This is a genomic window from Pseudomonas sp. GW531-T4, assembly GCF_017349615.1.
GTDB lineage: Bacteria > Pseudomonadota > Gammaproteobacteria > Pseudomonadales > Pseudomonadaceae > Aquipseudomonas > Aquipseudomonas chlororaphis_I.
The window spans coordinates 58828-73582 of the sequence record NZ_JACMZT010000026.1 but is presented as its reverse complement, the minus strand read 5'-3'; the positions used below and the strand labels follow the sequence as shown (position 1 = coordinate 73582).

General features: G+C 62.2%; 14 protein-coding genes. 9 read left to right on the top strand and 5 right to left on the bottom strand.

From position 1 onward, the window contains the following. Positions 1–105 precede the first annotated feature (105 nt). Genes J4D28_RS20240 through J4D28_RS20230 form a run of 3 tightly spaced genes read left to right on the top strand, consistent with a single transcriptional unit; the run spans position 106 to position 2507 of the window. The gene (locus J4D28_RS20240) at positions 106–1254 is read left to right on the top strand and encodes a pyridoxal phosphate-dependent aminotransferase (protein WP_103331159.1); all 1149 of its coding nucleotides are present in this window, start codon (positions 106–108) and stop codon (positions 1252–1254) included. Then, positions 1242–2039: an amidohydrolase gene (locus tag J4D28_RS20235; RefSeq protein ID WP_103331158.1), complete on the top strand. Its 798-nt coding sequence runs from the start codon at positions 1242–1244 to the stop codon at positions 2037–2039. The genes J4D28_RS20240 and J4D28_RS20235 overlap by 13 nt, the downstream gene beginning before the upstream one ends. A gap of 54 nt (positions 2040–2093) precedes the next feature. After that, positions 2094–2507 carry a hypothetical protein gene (locus J4D28_RS20230; protein WP_038634883.1) on the top strand — a complete coding sequence of 138 codons (414 nt, stop codon included), beginning with the start codon at positions 2094–2096 and terminating at the stop codon, positions 2505–2507. A 67-nt stretch (positions 2508–2574) separates the two neighbouring features. Here the strand turns inward: J4D28_RS20230 and leuA are convergent, their stop codons facing one another. The 4 genes from leuA to J4D28_RS20210 all read right to left on the bottom strand — a co-directional run bounded on the left by leuA (position 2575) and on the right by J4D28_RS20210 (position 7790). Beyond that, positions 2575–4254 carry a 2-isopropylmalate synthase gene (gene leuA, locus J4D28_RS20225; RefSeq protein WP_009050632.1) on the bottom strand — a complete coding sequence of 560 codons (1680 nt, stop codon included), beginning with the start codon at positions 4252–4254 and terminating at the stop codon, positions 2575–2577. Positions 4255–4589: 335 nt separating this feature from the next. Beyond that, the gene (locus tag J4D28_RS20220) at positions 4590–5411 is read right to left on the bottom strand and encodes a peptidoglycan DD-metalloendopeptidase family protein (RefSeq protein ID WP_009045430.1); all 822 of its coding nucleotides are present in this window, start codon (positions 5409–5411) and stop codon (positions 4590–4592) included. Positions 5412–5414: 3 nt separating this feature from the next. After that, on the bottom strand, positions 5415–6794 hold the full coding sequence (gene xseA, locus J4D28_RS20215; protein ID WP_028683314.1) for an exodeoxyribonuclease VII large subunit: 1380 nt from the start codon (positions 6792–6794) through the stop codon (positions 5415–5417). Between the two features lie 93 nt (positions 6795–6887). Further along, positions 6888–7790, bottom strand: coding sequence for a LysR family transcriptional regulator (locus J4D28_RS20210; RefSeq protein ID WP_038634878.1), 903 nt, complete (start codon positions 7788–7790; stop codon positions 6888–6890). A 102-nt stretch (positions 7791–7892) separates the two neighbouring features. Between J4D28_RS20210 and J4D28_RS20205 the strand changes: the two genes are divergently transcribed. The 6 genes from J4D28_RS20205 to J4D28_RS20180 all read left to right on the top strand — a co-directional run bounded on the left by J4D28_RS20205 (position 7893) and on the right by J4D28_RS20180 (position 13790). After that, positions 7893–8660, top strand: a complete 768-nt coding sequence (locus J4D28_RS20205; protein ID WP_028683312.1) for a sulfite exporter TauE/SafE family protein — start codon at positions 7893–7895, stop codon at positions 8658–8660. Between the two features lie 143 nt (positions 8661–8803). After that, positions 8804–9352 carry a hypothetical protein gene (locus tag J4D28_RS20200; RefSeq protein WP_009050627.1) on the top strand — a complete coding sequence of 183 codons (549 nt, stop codon included), beginning with the start codon at positions 8804–8806 and terminating at the stop codon, positions 9350–9352. Between the two features lie 195 nt (positions 9353–9547). Beyond that, positions 9548–11017 (top strand): IMP dehydrogenase, encoded by a 1470-nt coding sequence (guaB, locus tag J4D28_RS20195; RefSeq protein ID WP_009050626.1) that lies wholly within the window; start codon positions 9548–9550, stop codon positions 11015–11017. Between the two features lie 99 nt (positions 11018–11116). Next, complete coding sequence (gene guaA / locus J4D28_RS20190) at positions 11117–12694, top strand: glutamine-hydrolyzing GMP synthase (RefSeq protein ID WP_016703480.1); 1578 nt, start codon at positions 11117–11119, stop codon at positions 12692–12694. 290 nt (positions 12695–12984) lie between these two features. Next, positions 12985–13266 (top strand): hypothetical protein, encoded by a 282-nt coding sequence (locus J4D28_RS20185; RefSeq protein ID WP_103331157.1) that lies wholly within the window; start codon positions 12985–12987, stop codon positions 13264–13266. Positions 13267–13268: 2 nt separating this feature from the next. Continuing rightward, a complete protein-coding gene (locus J4D28_RS20180) occupies positions 13269–13790 on the top strand; it encodes an AlpA family transcriptional regulator (protein WP_007929565.1) in 522 nt (173 codons plus the stop codon). Between the two features lie 22 nt (positions 13791–13812). Here J4D28_RS20180 and treR read toward each other — a convergent pair whose 3' ends face one another. Next, entirely contained in the window at positions 13813–14517 is a 705-nt protein-coding gene (gene treR / locus J4D28_RS20175; protein ID WP_009050622.1) for a trehalose operon repressor, read from the bottom strand. Positions 14518–14755 lie beyond the last annotated feature (238 nt).

The following is a 14755-nucleotide window of genomic DNA, read 5'->3' as shown; positions in this document are numbered from 1 at the left end:
TTAAAAAGGGTCCTTGAGGGACCCTTTTTTAATCGCCGCCCTTTGGGCTATTCTCGGGACCTCCCCGTGCCGCCGTAGAGCCGGGTGTTCAGCAGGGAATCACCCATGATCACCAGTAAGCTGCCGAATGTCGGCACCACCATCTTCACGCAAATGTCGCAGCTCGCCGTGGAAACCGGCGCGCTGAACCTGTCCCAGGGTTTTCCCGATTTCGATGGCCCGCAGGCCCTGCGCAATGCCGTCGCCCGGCATATCGCCAGCGGCCACAACCAATATGCGCCAATGACCGGCCTGCCGGCCTTGCGCCAGCAAGTGGCGGCCAAGATCGCCCGCAGTTACGGCGTGCAGGTGAATGCCGAGACCGAGGTAACCATCACTCCGGGCGCCACCCAGGCGATCTTCTGTGCCATCCAGGCGGTGATCCAGTCCGGTGATGAAGTGATCGTCTTCGATCCTTGCTATGACAGCTATGAGCCTTCGGTGGAGCTGGCCGGCGGCCGTTGTATTCATGTGCAGCTGGGCCTGAACGATTTCGCCATCGACTGGCAGAAGCTCGGCGAGGCGCTGAGCCCGCGTACGCGGATGATCATTCTCAACGCGCCGCACAACCCCAGCGGGGCCCTGATCAGCCGTGCCGAGCTGGATCAGTTGGCGGCGCTGATTCGTGATCGGGACATCTATCTGGTCAGCGACGAGGTGTACGAACACCTGGTATTCGATGGCATCCCCCACGTCAGCGTGCTGGCCCATGAAGAGCTGTACCAGCGGGCATTCGTGGTCAGTTCCTTTGGCAAGACTTATCACGTGACCGGCTGGAAAACCGGCTATGTGGTCGCTCCACCGGCCCTGAGCACCGAGCTGCGCAAGGTGCATCAATATGTCAGCTTCTGCGGCGTGACCCCTTTGCAGTACGCTCTGGCGGACTACATGGCCGAACACCCGGAACATGTCGAAGAGCTTCCCGCTTTCTATCAGGCCAAGCGCGACCTGTTCTGCGACCTGCTGGGGCCTTCACGATTCAGCTTTACCCGGGTGGCCGGTACTTACTTCCAACTGGTGGACTACTCGCAGATCCGCCCGGACCTGAATGACGTCGAGATGGCGATCTGGATGACCCGCGAGCACGGCGTCGCGACCATTCCGGTCTCGGTGTTCTACCGCGAGCCACCGCAAGGACAGCGTCTGGTAAGGCTATGCTTTGCCAAACGTGAGGAGACGCTGCGTCAGGCAGCGGAGAAGCTATGCGTGATCTGAGTGCTTTACCCAATCTGAACGTGGCGCTGGTCCAGACCTCCCTGGTCTGGCACGACCGCCAGGCCAATCTCGAGCACTTCGAGCTGTTGCTCGAGCAGGCCCGGGGCGCCGACCTGATTATCCTGCCGGAAATGTTCACCACCGGATTTTCCATGGAGTCCGAAGCCCTCGCCGAGGCGGAAAACGGTCCGACCAGCAAGTGGCTGCGCAGCCAGGCCGCCAGGCTCGATGCGGTGGTCACCGGCAGCGTGATTATCCAGGCCGCTGACGGCAGCCACCGCAACCGCCTGCTATGGGCACGTCCCGACGGCGAGGTCTGGCATTACGACAAGCGTCATTTGTTCCGCATGGCGGGCGAGCATGATCACTACACGCCGGGCGAGCGCCAGATGCAGTTCGAACTCAAGGGTTGGCGGATCAGGCCGCTGATCTGCTACGACCTGCGTTTTCCGGTATGGAGCCGCGATGCGCGGGATACCGACTTGCTGCTGTACACGGCCAACTGGCCGGGGGCGCGGCGTCAGCACTGGAATCGCTTGTTGCCGGCCAGGGCCATCGAAAACCTGTGTTATGTGGCGGCGGTCAATCGGGTCGGTACCGACGGCAAGGGGTTTGCCTACACCGGGGATAGCCAGGTGCTGGATTTCCAGGGCGAGACCCTGCTCAGCGCCGGTGAGGCCGACGGGGTATTCCAGGTCTGCCTGAATGCCGCGGACCTGGCGGCCTATCGCGCGCGCTTTCCAGCCTACCTCGATGCCGACACCTTCGAGTTCACCCAGGCTTAAAGATCTGTCGGGGTGGGCCGTTAAGGGGTAAGAGGATTTTCAGGGAGATTCATCATGACCACTATCAGTGCTGCGAGCATCAATCCATTCCCGCTGGGGGCAGCGCCGCAAAAGCTCAACATCGCCGAGCAGCAGGCCAGCCCGCTCGAGGTGCAGGACAAGAGCATTGCCGAAGACCGCGACTCGGTGAGTGTCGACATGCAGGAATACGGCGCCAAGGCCGATTTCACGTCGTCCACTGCTGACATCGTCGCGCAGTTGCAGAAGCAGATCGACCAGACCGAAAAGACCCTGTCCGAGCAGCAGTCGCAATTGTCCGGGGTGCAGAAGGGGCAGGCGAGCGATGAGCAGAAGGCGCAACAGGCTCTGGAGGTGCAGGCGCAGATCGCGATCACCGCCAACAACCTGCAGGTGTTGCAGGCGGCCTTGCTCCAGGCGCTGACGGCGCGGATCAATACCACTGCCTGAGTGAGGCAATAAATACACAATAAAAAAGCCCCGGATCATCCGGGGCTTTTTTGTCGCCGTAAAACCGTCAGGCGGCTTTGGCGTCCAGCTGGCTCAGGGAGCGGTTCAGCGCGCTGAACAGGGCCTTGAAGCTGGCGGTGGTGATGTTTTCATCGATACCCACACCGTGCACCGCGCGTTCGCCGTTCACACGCAGTTCGATATAGGCCGCGGCCTTGGCGTTGGTGCCCGCGCCGATGGCGTGCTCGTTGTAGTCCATGATTTCCACCGGAACCGGCAAGCCGGCCACCAAGGCTTCCAGGGCGCCATTGCCCTTGCCGCGCCAATGCAGGTTGGTCTCGCCCTGGCCCTTGCTGGACACTTCCACTTCCACGGCGCTGTGGCCGTTTTCTTCCTGCAGGCGATGGCTGACCAGCGCGTACGGGGTGTTGGCCTGCAAGTATTCGCTGTGGAGCAACGCGTGGATCTGCTGGGCGGTCATCTCCAGGCCCAGGCGATCGGTTTCACGCTGTACCACCTGGCTGAACTCGATCTGCATGCGACGCGGCAAGCTGATACCGTATTCCTGCTCCAGCAGGTAGGCGATACCGCCTTTGCCCGACTGGCTGTTGACGCGAATCACCGCCTCATAGCTGCGGCCGATGTCGGCCGGGTCGATCGGCAAGTACGGTACTTCCCACAGGGCATCGGATTTCTGCTGGGCGAAGCCCTTGCGGATGGCATCCTGGTGCGAGCCGGAGAAGGCGGTGTGAACCAGGTCGCCGACATACGGATGACGCGGGTGCACCGGGATCTGGTTGCATTCTTCGACCACTTTGCGCACGCCGTCGATATCGGAGAAGTCCAGCTCCGGATCGATACCCTGGGTGTAGAGGTTCAGGGCCACGGTGACCAGGTCGACGTTGCCGGTACGTTCGCCGTTGCCGAACAGGCAGCCTTCGACGCGGTCGGCGCCGGCCATCAGGCCCAGCTCGGTGGCGGCTACGCCGGTACCCCGGTCGTTGTGGGTGTGCAGGCTGATGATCACGCTGTCACGACGGTTGATGTGGCGGCCGAACCATTCGATCTGGTCGGCATAGATGTTCGGTGTGGCGACTTCGACGGTGGCCGGCAGGTTGAGGATCACCTTGTTGGCTGGCGTCGGGTTCCAGACCTCGATCACCGCGTCGCAGACTTCCTTGGCGAACTCCAGCTCAGTGGCGCTGAAGGTCTCTGGCGAGTATTCGAACTGCCATTGGGTTTCCGGCTGCTGGGCGGCGTATTTGACGAACAGCTTGGCAGCGTTCACCGCGATCTCTTTCACGCCTTCCTTGTCCTGGTTGAAGACAATGCGGCGGAACGACGGGCTGGTGGCGTTGTACAGGTGGACGATGGCTTTCTTCGCCCCGCGCAACGATTCGAAGGTACGGGCGATCAGGTCTTCACGGGCCTGGGTCAGCACCTGGATGGTGGTGTCGTCCGGGATGTGGCCGCCTTCGATCAGGGTGCGCACGAAGTCGAAGTCGGTCTGCGAAGCGGCCGGGAAGGAGGCCTCGATTTCTTTCACACCGACGGCGACCAGGGTTTTCCAGAAGCGCAGCTTCTTCACCGCATCCATCGGCTCGATCAACGACTGGTTGCCATCACGCAGGTCGGAACTGCACCAGATCGGCGCGCGGGTGATGGTCTTCGACGGCCAGGTGCGGTCCGGCAAGTTGATGGTCGGGAACGCGCGGTACTTCGAGGAAGGGTCTTTGAGCATGCTCATGGGAAAATCCTTATTGTCCGGGCCGAAAAGAGGCGGCCTGCCGGTGAATCAATGGGTGTGCTGTTTGAAGCAGGGGACGAGGTACCGCGACTCAACCTGGCAGTCGTGCGCTGACGAGGCAGAGGCTTCGGTGTTGGCGGCGCTGAATGAGGGTGTGAGAGGTTTTCATGCCCTCAACCCTAACCATTGGGGTGAAAGATGGCAAGCAGTCGAAAAAAATTGAGATAAATCTCTTAAAGCGGAAGATTTTCGAGATTTTATTCTGCAAGGTTGGCGGCTGCTTCGATCTTATTGCGCAGACTTTTGAACCTGCGCAATCCCTGCGGGAGTCTGACTCAGGGCTGGAAGGCCCCGATAAAGATCGCCGGATCGACCCGGGCATCGTTCAGGCTGACGTTCCAGTGCATGTGCGGCCCGGTGGCGCGCCCGGTGGAGCCGACTTTCCCGACCACGCCGCCGCGGGCCAGTTGCTGGCCGACCTTCACGTCGATCTTCGACATATGGCAGAACATGCTGATAAAGCCCTGGCCGTGGTCGACGAATACGGTGTTGCCGTTGAAAAAGTAATTGCCGATCAGGATCACCTTGCCGGCCGCGGGCGTCTTGATCGGCGTGCCGGCGGGCACCGCGAAGTCCAGTCCGGCGTGCGGGTTGCGCTCCTCACCGTTGAAGAAGCGGCGAACGCCGAACTTGCTCGACAGCGGGCCGCTCACCGGTTTGTCCAGCAGCAGGTTGCTCGGGGTGTTGGGGCTGAAACTGCGGTAGGCGCGGACCTGCTCGGCCAACTCGGCGTCGATGCGCTTGAGGTCGGCCGGATCGGGATTGACCTGGCGTTTGTTCTTTAGCGTGATGTGCTGTTCCGGGTATTTCTTGCTGCCCACACTGAAGTTCAGGTTGCGACCGCCAGCGCTGATCTGCTGGGTGCCGGGCTTGACGGTCAGGGGGATGCCGACAATCGCCAGCCAGTTGTTCTGTTCCTTGACCACCAGCAGCGGTTTTCCCTGGTAGCTGGCCTTGGGCGCCTGGGCGGCGCTGCCCAGGTCGATCACCGCCACGCCGCCGGGCACTGGTTTGTTCAGCAGGCGCGTGATGTAGCTATCGGCATGGGCGTTGAAGGTCAGGCACAGCAACAGCAGGGAGCTTAGAAAACGCGGCATGGATCAATCCAGTAAAGAGAGGGTGACAGGCGTCAGGTGATTGTCTTCGACCCGGACCTGCAGTTCGCCTTCGCCAAGACGGGCCTTGAGGCGCTGTCCCGGCTGGGTCTGTGCGGCGCTGCGAATGGCCTGGCCGCGCTCGTCCAGCAGGATGCTGTAGCCACGGCCGAGGGTGGCCAGCGGGCTGACCACATGCAGGGTCTGGATCTGGCTTTGTAGTTGCAGGCGCCGGGACTTCAGGCCTTCGCGCATGGCCCGTGGCAGGCGTTCGGCCAAGCTGTCGAGGCGTTGCCGCAGCAGCGCCAGTTGCCGCCCGGGGTGCTGGCCGGCAAGCCGGGTTTCCAGGCGGATCAGGCGTTCGCGACGGGTATTGAGGCTGCGCTCGAATGCCCGGCGCATGCGCATGTCCAGGTCGTCCAGGCGCTGTGCTTGCTGGCGCAGGCGTTCGCCGGGGTGACGCAGGCGCCGGGCCATGCCTTCCAGGCGCAGGCGGTCGCGCAGCAGCCGATCGCGCATGCGCATTACCAGGCGTCGATGCAGGCTTTCGACCCGATGCCGCAGGTCGCTGGAGTCCGGGGCGAGCAATTCGGCCGCTGCCGAGGGCGTTGGTGCGCGCACGTCGGCGACGAAGTCGCTGATCGATACGTCGGTTTCATGACCCACGGCGCTGACGATTGGCGTGACACAGGCATCCACCGCCCGGGCCACGGCTTCTTCGTTGAAGCACCAGAGGTCTTCCAGGGAACCGCCGCCACGGGCCAGGATCAGTGCGTCGAAGCCCCGGGCATCGGCCATTTTCAGGGCACGGACGATCTGCGCGGTCGCCTCGCGGCCTTGCACGGCGGTCGGGATCAGGGTCAGGGCCACTTGCGGTGCGCGGCGACGGAACACGCTGATGATGTCGCGAATCACCGCGCCCGTCGGCGAACTGATAATGCCGATGCGCTGCGGATGGGCGGGCAGCGGCACCTTGCGTTCGGTGCTGAACAGGCCTTCGGCACTGAGCTTTTCCTTCAGGGCATCGAAGGCCAGGCGCAGGGCGCCGTCGCCGGCCGGTTCGACCGTATCGAGGATCAGCTGATAGTCGCCGCGGCCCTCGAACAGCGAGACCTTGCCGCGCACCTTGACCGCCAGGCCGTCCTTCAGCGCCTGGCGCACCCGCGCGGCATTTTGCCGAAACAGCGCGCAGCGCACCTGGGCACCGCTGTCCTTGAGGGTGAAATACACATGGCCGGACGCCGGGCGGGCGAGGTTGGAGATTTCGCCTTCGACCCAGATGTTGCTGAACACGTCTTCCAGCAACACCCGCGCACGGCCGTTGAGCTGGCTGACGGTCAGGACTTCGCGGTCCAGGCCGAGTCTTGCAAAGGGATCTTTAATCATGGGGCGCAGTTTAAAGGCATTCGGCAAACAATCTCCATGGATCGAAACAAAAGGAGACGATGCCTTTGTCGGCCTCGAATACTCCTTCAGTGGTCAGGGCGTGAGGGCGGCGTGGAAGTGTTCGATGAACTGCTTGACCAGCGGTGTCGGGTCCTGCCGACAGGCGAGGGCGACCGTGCTCTGGCAGGCCGGGTCCGCCAAGGGCAGGAAGTGCAGGCTGGCGGGTGCAATGTCTTGCATCGATTCGGGCAACAGGGCGATGCCGAATCCGGCCTGGATCAGTTGCAACTGCGTGGTCTTGCGCGACAACACCCGCGCCGCCTTGGGGAAAAAGCCCTGGCGCATGCACAACTCGGCCGACAGGTAACTCAGGCCTCCACGCTGTGGATGGGGAATGGAGATAAAGGCTTCGTCGCGCAGTTGCGCCAGATCCACGCCCCGTTCAGGAGGGCTTAATGCAAGAGGATGGCCCGGCGGCAGGGCCAGCAGCAGGCGCTCACTGAACAGCGGCGTGATCTGCACGCCCTCGCGCTGGCGCAGTACCGGCAGGCGTAGCAGGCCGATATCCAGCCGGCCTTCGGCGACTTCCTCCAACTGCGCTTCGGAAGACAGGGTGGCGATGTCCATCAAGGCGCCCGGGCACTGCTCCAGATAACCGCTGATGGCCCGCAGCAAACGGCCGCTCATGGACACCGTGCTGGAGTGGCTCAGGCGCAATGTCCCCAGTTGCCCATGGCCGACCTGGGTTGCCAGCTCGCTGGCCTTGTTCAGCTCGTCGAGCAGGTTGCGGGCGCGCGGGTAGAAGGCTTCACCCGCCGCCGTCAGCCTGGGCAGGCGCGCGGTGCGTTCGAACAGCGGGGTCTTGAGGTGGATCTCCAGTTCCTTGATCTGCCGACTGAGGGCGGACTGGGCAACGAACAGGCGTTCGGCGGCGGCGCTGAAACTGCCGCTGTCGGCGATTTCCACGAAGTAGCGCAGTTGGCGGGTTGAAATCACTCGTCATGCCTTTTTGAGATGGGTTGCTGGCTTTGATGATATTAGTCGCAAGGCTTGTGGCTGGCTAAAGTCATTCCTTGATTAAAGAAGGATGGCGAATCGATGAGCATGGTCGAGTTGTTGGGGCAGTGGTCGTGGGGGGCGAGTGGCTGGTTGGCGATCGGCCTGGGGATCGCCCTGGCCTATATCGTGTTCGGCATTGCCGGGTTCGGTACGGCGCTGGTGGCCGGGCCGGTGCTGATCCTGTTCATGCCGCTGTCGAAGATAATCCCGCTGCTGGTGCTGCTGGATTTTGTCGCGGCCTTCGGCAATCTCTTGCCGTCGCGGCGGGATGTCGATCGCTCCGAGCTGGTACGCCTGCTGCCGTGCATGGCGCTGGGCTGCACCCTCGGGGTGATCTTCCTGCTCAACCTCAAGTCCGACCTGTTGCTGCTGTTGATGGGGCTGTTTATCAGCGCTTATGCGGTGTACAGCCTGTGGGTCAAGGCAAGGCCCAAGGCGCTGGCGGCGGGCTGGGCGATTCCCATGGGGACCGTGGGTGGGACGTTCGGGGCGCTGTTCGGCAGTGGCGGCTTTTTATATGCGATCTATCTGAACAGCCGCCTGCCCAAGGATGCGGCGCGGGCCACCCAGAGTGCGTTGATCAGTTGCAGCACGGTGGTGCGCCTGAGCCTGTTCGCCATTGCCGGGGTTTATGCGCAGCTGCCTTTATTGTTGTTGGCGCTGTGCTTGTTGCCGGCGATGGCGCTGGGCTTGTGGATGGGGCGGCGGCTGACCCTGAAGCTGTCCCGCGAGGCGTTCGTCCGGCTGGTGACCTGGCTGGTGCTCGCCAGCGGCATTGCCCTGATCGGTCGTTACCTGAGTACTTGACCTGTGGGGTTCAGGGATTAAGCTGCGGGCCCTCGGATCTACCCGGCATGTCGACTTCTACACTTATTAGTAGGTATCGGCTCACAGGCGTACCGTCCGAACAGGCGACGCAGACTTCCCTTCAAACGCTTCAGGCCCCACCCATGAACTCGCAAAGCATCATCGTCCCGAAAATCTCCACCTTGCCGGTTCACGAACCTCGCGCCCGGGCGATCGTGCGCTGGCTGGTGCGCAAGAACATCGTCGAGGAAGCCTTGAGCACCTGTGGCCGTACCGGCAATCGCATGGCGCACGCCATTGCCCCGGGCGCGCGCGAAGTCGTGCTGCGCCCGGAGGCCTTGCCCTTCGGCGAACCGGTCAACGGCCTGGAGATCATTACCAAGCGCTGCATCTACACCCCGGCCAAGGGGTTTCTCGAGGAAGCGGGCTGCGCCGAGTGCCGCCAGGAAGTGGGGGAGGCGCTGTTCGAGAGCCTGGAAGACTGGATGCCCGGGCGCACCGATAACTTCACCTGCCCCGAGTGCGGGCATGAAGATGACATCAACGGTTTTCTGTTCTTGCAGGAGTGCGGGTTTTCCAACCTCGGTTTCATCTTCAACAACTGGGCCGAGGCCGGGTTCAAGCAGAGCTTTCTCGACGAGTTCGCCGAATGGCTGGATCAGCCGGTGAGCTGGGTGAAGGTGGAGTTGTAAGGGGATTTCGGCAACCGGGTCCGGGTGCTGGATTCATCGTCGGCAGGTGCAATGCTGGCCCGCGAAACAGACGCTGCGTTCCGGCAAATTCCCCATCCATCACCCCGTTGATAATAGACAGAGTTTTACATTGAGCCCGGGTAGGTGTCTGAGTATAATGGCGCGCTTCCATTTTCCCGCTCGGGAGCCCCCGCGATGCTGCGTATCAGCCAAGAAGCTCTGACCTTCGACGACATTCTCCTAGTGCCTGGTTATTCCGAGGTGCTTCCTAACGAAGTCAGTCTCAAGACCCGTCTTACCCGTGGCATCGAGCTGAATATTCCACTGGTTTCCGCCGCAATGGACACCGTCACTGAAGCCCGTCTGGCAATCGCCATGGCTCAGGAAGGTGGCATCGGTATCATCCACAAGAACATGACCATCGAGCAGCAAGCTGCCGAAGTCCGCAAGGTCAAGAAGTTCGAAGCCGGCGTCGTCAAAGACCCGATCACCATCGAGGCTGACGCCACGGTGCGCGACCTGTTCGAACTGACCCGCATGCACAACATTTCCGGCGTGCCGGTACTGCACGATGGCGACCTGGTCGGCATCGTCACTTCCCGTGACGTGCGTTTCGAAAACCGCCTGGACGCCAGTGTCCGTGAAGTGATGACGCCTAAAGAGCGCCTGGTCACGGTCAAGGAAGGCGCCGACAAGAACGATGTGCGCGAGCTGCTGCACAAGCACCGCATCGAGCGCGTGCTGATCGTCGACGACAAGTTCGCCCTCAAGGGCATGATGACCGTCAACGACATCGAAAAAGCCAAGGCTTACCCGCTGGCCAGCAAGGACGATCAAGGTCGTCTGCGCGTAGGTGCTGCGGTCGGTACCGGTAAAGACACCGGTGACCGTGTTGCCGCCCTGGTCAACGCCGGTGTGGACGTGGTGGTGGTCGACACCGCCCACGGTCACTCCAAAGGCGTGATCGATCGCGTTCGCTGGGTCAAGGAAAACTACCCGCAAGTGCAAGTGATCGGCGGCAACATCGCCACCGGTGCCGCTGCCAAGGCCCTGGCCGCAGCCGGCGCCGACGCAGTCAAGGTCGGTATCGGCCCGGGCTCGATCTGCACCACCCGTATCGTCGCCGGTGTCGGCGTACCGCAAATCAGCGCCATCGCCAATGTCGCCGCAGCCCTTGAAGGCACCGGCGTTCCATTGATCGCCGACGGCGGCATCCGCTTCTCCGGTGACCTGTCCAAGGCCATCGTCGCTGGTGCTTCCGCGGTGATGATGGGCTCGATGTTCGCCGGTACCGAAGAAGCGCCAGGCGAAATCGAACTGTTCCAGGGCCGTTCCTACAAGGCTTACCGCGGCATGGGTTCGCTGGGCGCCATGTCCCAGGCCCAGGGCTCTTCCGACCGTTACTTCCAGGACTCCTCCGCGGGTGCCGAGAAGCTGGTTCCGGAAGGCATCGAAGGCCGTGTTCCTTACAAGGGCACCCTGACCGCCATCATCCATCAACTGATGGGTGGCCTGCGTTCTTCCATGGGCTACACCGGTAGCGCCAACATCGAAGAAATGCGCACCAAGCCGGAGTTCGTACGCATCACTGGCGCCGGTATGGCTGAGTCCCACGTCCACGACGTGCAGATCACCAAGGAAGCGCCGAACTACCGCGTAGGTTGATGCTTCAAGCAAAACGTTAAATGACCGGGGCTGTTTTATTCAGCCCCGAGTCGTTTCTGAATCACGACTGTTTTCGAATTACCTAGACGAGACTGAATCATGGCCCTCGACATTCATGCCCACCGCATCCTGATCCTCGATTTCGGTTCTCAGTACACCCAGTTGATCGCCCGTCGCGTGCGTGAAATCGGCGTGTACTGCGAACTGCATCCGTTCGACATGGATGACGAAGCGATTCGCGAATTCGCTCCAAAAGGTGTAATTCTCGCCGGCGGCCCCGAGTCCGTGCACGAAGCCGACAGCCCGCGCTGCCCGCAAGCGGTGTTCGACCTGGGCGTGCCGGTCTTCGGTATCTGCTACGGCATGCAGACCATGGCCGAGCAAATGGGCGGCAAGGTCGAGGGTTCCGAGCTGCGTGAATTCGGTTATGCCCGCGTCGATGTGGTCGGCAAGAGCCGCCTGCTGGACGGCATCGAAGACCACGTCGACGCTGACGGCCTGTTCGGCCTCGACGTGTGGATGAGCCACGGTGACAAGGTCACCAAGATGCCGGAAGACTTCCACATCCTGGCCAGCACCCCGAGCTGCCCGATCGCCGGCATGTTCAACGACGACCTGCGCTACTACGGCGTGCAGTTCCACCCGGAAGTGACCCACACCAAGCAGGGCGGTCGCATCCTGTCGCGCTTCATCCTCGACATCTGCGGCTGCGAAGCCCTGTGGACGCCGTCGAAGATCGCTGAAGACGCTATCGCCCAGGTGCGTGCCCAGGTGGGCACCGACAACGTTCTGCTCGGCCTGTCCGGCGGCGTCGACTCCTCGGTGGTCGCGGCCCTGCTGCACAAGGCCATCGGCGACCAGCTGACCTGCGTCTTCGTCGACAACGGCCTGCTGCGCCTGCACGAAGGCGAGCAAGTGATGGCCATGTTCGCCGAGAACATGGGCGTCAAGGTGATCCGCGCCAACGCCGAGGACCAGTTCCTCAACAACCTGGCCGGCGAAGCCGACCCGGAGAAGAAGCGCAAGATCATCGGCCGTACCTTCATCGACGTGTTCGATGCCGAATCCTGCAAGCTGGACAACATCAAGTTCCTGGCCCAGGGCACCATCTACCCGGACGTGATCGAGTCGGCTGGCGCCAAGAGCGGCAAGGCCCACGTGATCAAGTCGCACCACAACGTGGGCGGCCTGCCGGAAGAAATGAACCTCAAGCTGGTCGAGCCCCTGCGCGAGCTGTTCAAGGACGAAGTCCGTCGTCTGGGCCTGGAGCTGGGCCTGCCGTACGACATGGTCTACCGTCACCCGTTCCCGGGCCCGGGCCTGGGCGTGCGCATCCTCGGCGAAGTGAAGAAGGAATACGCCGACCTGCTGCGTCGCGCCGACCACATCTTCATCGAAGAGCTGCGCAAGGCCGACTGGTACCACAAGGTCAGCCAGGCGTTCGTGGTGTTCCAGCCGGTGAAGTCGGTGGGTGTGGTCGGTGACGGCCGTCGTTACGCCTGGGTCGTGGCCCTGCGTGCCGTGGAAACCATCGATTTCATGACCGCACGTTGGGCGCACCTGCCTTACGAGCTGCTGGAAACCGTCAGCGGCCGGATCATCAACGAGATCGAAGGCATCTCCCGCGTCACCTACGACGTATCGAGCAAGCCGCCAGCCACCATCGAGTGGGAATGATCCCGGCCGAGTGATCGGCTGCTGATCGTTCAGGCAACAGCAATGGCGATCGAGACCTTCGGGTGTCGATCGCCATTTGTGTTTCAGGGTCTTTAAAACGCCCGGTTTCCAGCCCTCCCGCAATACCAGGAAAGACATGGGCCCATCGTCGCTCGCCTGGCCTGTGTACCCTCGACAGACATTCATCGAATTCCCAGCGGCGGCCTTTGGCGATGCCGGCGCAGGCGTTGAAAGAATTCATGGTTGTCAGTTGACAACCTTTTCATTGTTGACGAGACTGGAGGCCATGGATGGCTCGCACACCTCATCCCAAGAAAGACATTGAAATGGCGCTGCGTTACGCCGAGTGGCAGGGCTGGCGCGTCGAAGTCGGCGGTAGTCATGCCTGGGGCAAGATCTACTGCCCTTACAACAGCGAGGTGTGCCGGTGTGGCGAGTTCTGCATCACCAGTGTGTGGAGCTCGCCGAAAAATCCCCTCCAGCATGCCCGGGCGCTGTGCCGGGTAGTCGACAACTGCACGCTGAATCAGCTGCGCGGCGGGAAAGTCCCGCAACCTCGTCGGGAGTCATGACCATGGAATACCTGTTTACCCTCAACTACCTGCTGCCCGCCCACGACTGCGACCCGGACGTGCTGGTGGAGCGCCTCGGCGCGGGGGGCTGCACCGACGCGCTGGTCGGTACCGGGCTGGCGGGACGCCTGGCGCTGGAGTTCAGCCGCGAGGCCGAAAGCGGTGAGGCGGCGCTGCTCAGTGCCCTGGGCGATATCAAGCGGATCATTCCGGATGCGCGGCTGGTAGAGGCCAGCCCGGATTTCGTCGGCCTGAGCGAGATTGCCGATATCGTCGGGGTCTCCCGGCAGAACATGCGCAAGCTGATGCTCAACCATGCCGGCAGCTTCCCCCTGGCGATCCACGAGGGCAGCGCCTCGCTCTGGCATCTGGCGGAAGTGCTGAGCTGGCTGGAGGCCCGGGGCGGTTACCAGTTGCAGCACCCGGTGATAGAGGTGGCGCGGGTCGCGCAATCCGTGAACGTTGCCAAGGAGGCCCGGCGGGTTGGCACCCCGAGCGCCGAACTGGTGGCGCTGCTGGGCTGAGTGATCGGGCCCGCCGCGACGGTCAGCGTCGGGCGACGTCCGAGAAGTAGAACTTGTCCAGGGTGTGGCGTGATTCGGTGTACTCGAACTGTCGGCCGTCCTGCAGGAAGGTCTGGTTGCTGACCACTATCACGTGGCTCTGGCCTTCCAGGTCCAGGTGCTGCTGGTCATCCCGGGTGCGTGGGATCGCTTCGATGGTCCGCTGAGCGTAGCTGATCTGCAATTGCAGGGTCTGCTCGATGTAGGCGTAGATCGAGTGCTCGGCAATCTGCCGGTCCAGCCCCGGGATCAACTCGGCGACAAAGTGGTTGATGTCGAGAATCACCCGTTTGCCATCGATACGCCGCACCCGCTTGATGCGGGTAATCAGGCTGCCTTCCTCGGCCTGCAGGTGTTCGCGCAACGCGCCTTCGAGGGGAAACTGGGTGAACTCCACCACCTCGGTGCTGACGTCGTTGCCCAGGCGTGGATAGGTTTCCTGGAAGCTGACGATGCCGCCCAGCTGGAACTCGATCGGGTGCGGCGACAGCACAAAAGTGCCCTTGCCATGGATCTTCTGGGCGAAGCCGCGCTCCTGCAACTGCTCGATGGCCTTGCGCACGGTGCCGCGGCTGGCCTGGTAGCTGTCCATCAACTCGGTTTCGGAAGGCAGGCGAGCGCCGCGTTCCAGGCGCTCGGTGGTGATGCTGGCAAGCAGATCGCTGTAGATCTGGTTGTATTTACTCATGGGATGGCTCTGTGCCGTCTGCGCTCAAGGCGGGAACCTTAAGGGCCGTGAGCGGATTTGTCTATTTGAGACGCTGGGGTCGAACGCCTGGTTGCGGGTGTTGAACTGGCGATGAAATACCTTACAGCAGTTTAAGAATTTTCTGTCGCGCATGGCGTGCTCTGCCGGAAAACACGGATCTAGAGCGGTTCTCGCGCAGAAGAAACTCACTGCGACCTGTATTTCGGAGCGGCACCGA

Coding starts and splice junctions, on each gene's coding strand:
- J4D28_RS20240 (WP_103331159.1), top strand. CDS start 106: ATGATCACCAGTAAGCTGCCGAATGTCGGCACCACCATCTTCACGCAA.
- J4D28_RS20235 (WP_103331158.1), top strand. CDS start 1,242: ATGCGTGATCTGAGTGCTTTACCCAATCTGAACGTGGCGCTGGTCCAG.
- J4D28_RS20230 (WP_038634883.1), top strand. CDS start 2,094: ATGACCACTATCAGTGCTGCGAGCATCAATCCATTCCCGCTGGGGGCA.
- leuA (WP_009050632.1), bottom strand. CDS start 4,254: ATGAGCATGCTCAAAGACCCTTCCTCGAAGTACCGCGCGTTCCCGACC.
- J4D28_RS20220 (WP_009045430.1), bottom strand. CDS start 5,411: ATGCCGCGTTTTCTAAGCTCCCTGCTGTTGCTGTGCCTGACCTTCAAC.
- xseA (WP_028683314.1), bottom strand. CDS start 6,794: ATGATTAAAGATCCCTTTGCAAGACTCGGCCTGGACCGCGAAGTCCTG.
- J4D28_RS20205 (WP_028683312.1), top strand. CDS start 7,893: ATGAGCATGGTCGAGTTGTTGGGGCAGTGGTCGTGGGGGGCGAGTGGC.
- J4D28_RS20200 (WP_009050627.1), top strand. CDS start 8,804: ATGAACTCGCAAAGCATCATCGTCCCGAAAATCTCCACCTTGCCGGTT.
- guaB (WP_009050626.1), top strand. CDS start 9,548: ATGCTGCGTATCAGCCAAGAAGCTCTGACCTTCGACGACATTCTCCTA.
- guaA (WP_016703480.1), top strand. CDS start 11,117: ATGGCCCTCGACATTCATGCCCACCGCATCCTGATCCTCGATTTCGGT.
- J4D28_RS20185 (WP_103331157.1), top strand. CDS start 12,985: ATGGCTCGCACACCTCATCCCAAGAAAGACATTGAAATGGCGCTGCGT.
- J4D28_RS20180 (WP_007929565.1), top strand. CDS start 13,269: ATGGAATACCTGTTTACCCTCAACTACCTGCTGCCCGCCCACGACTGC.
- treR (WP_009050622.1), bottom strand. CDS start 14,517: ATGAGTAAATACAACCAGATCTACAGCGATCTGCTTGCCAGCATCACC.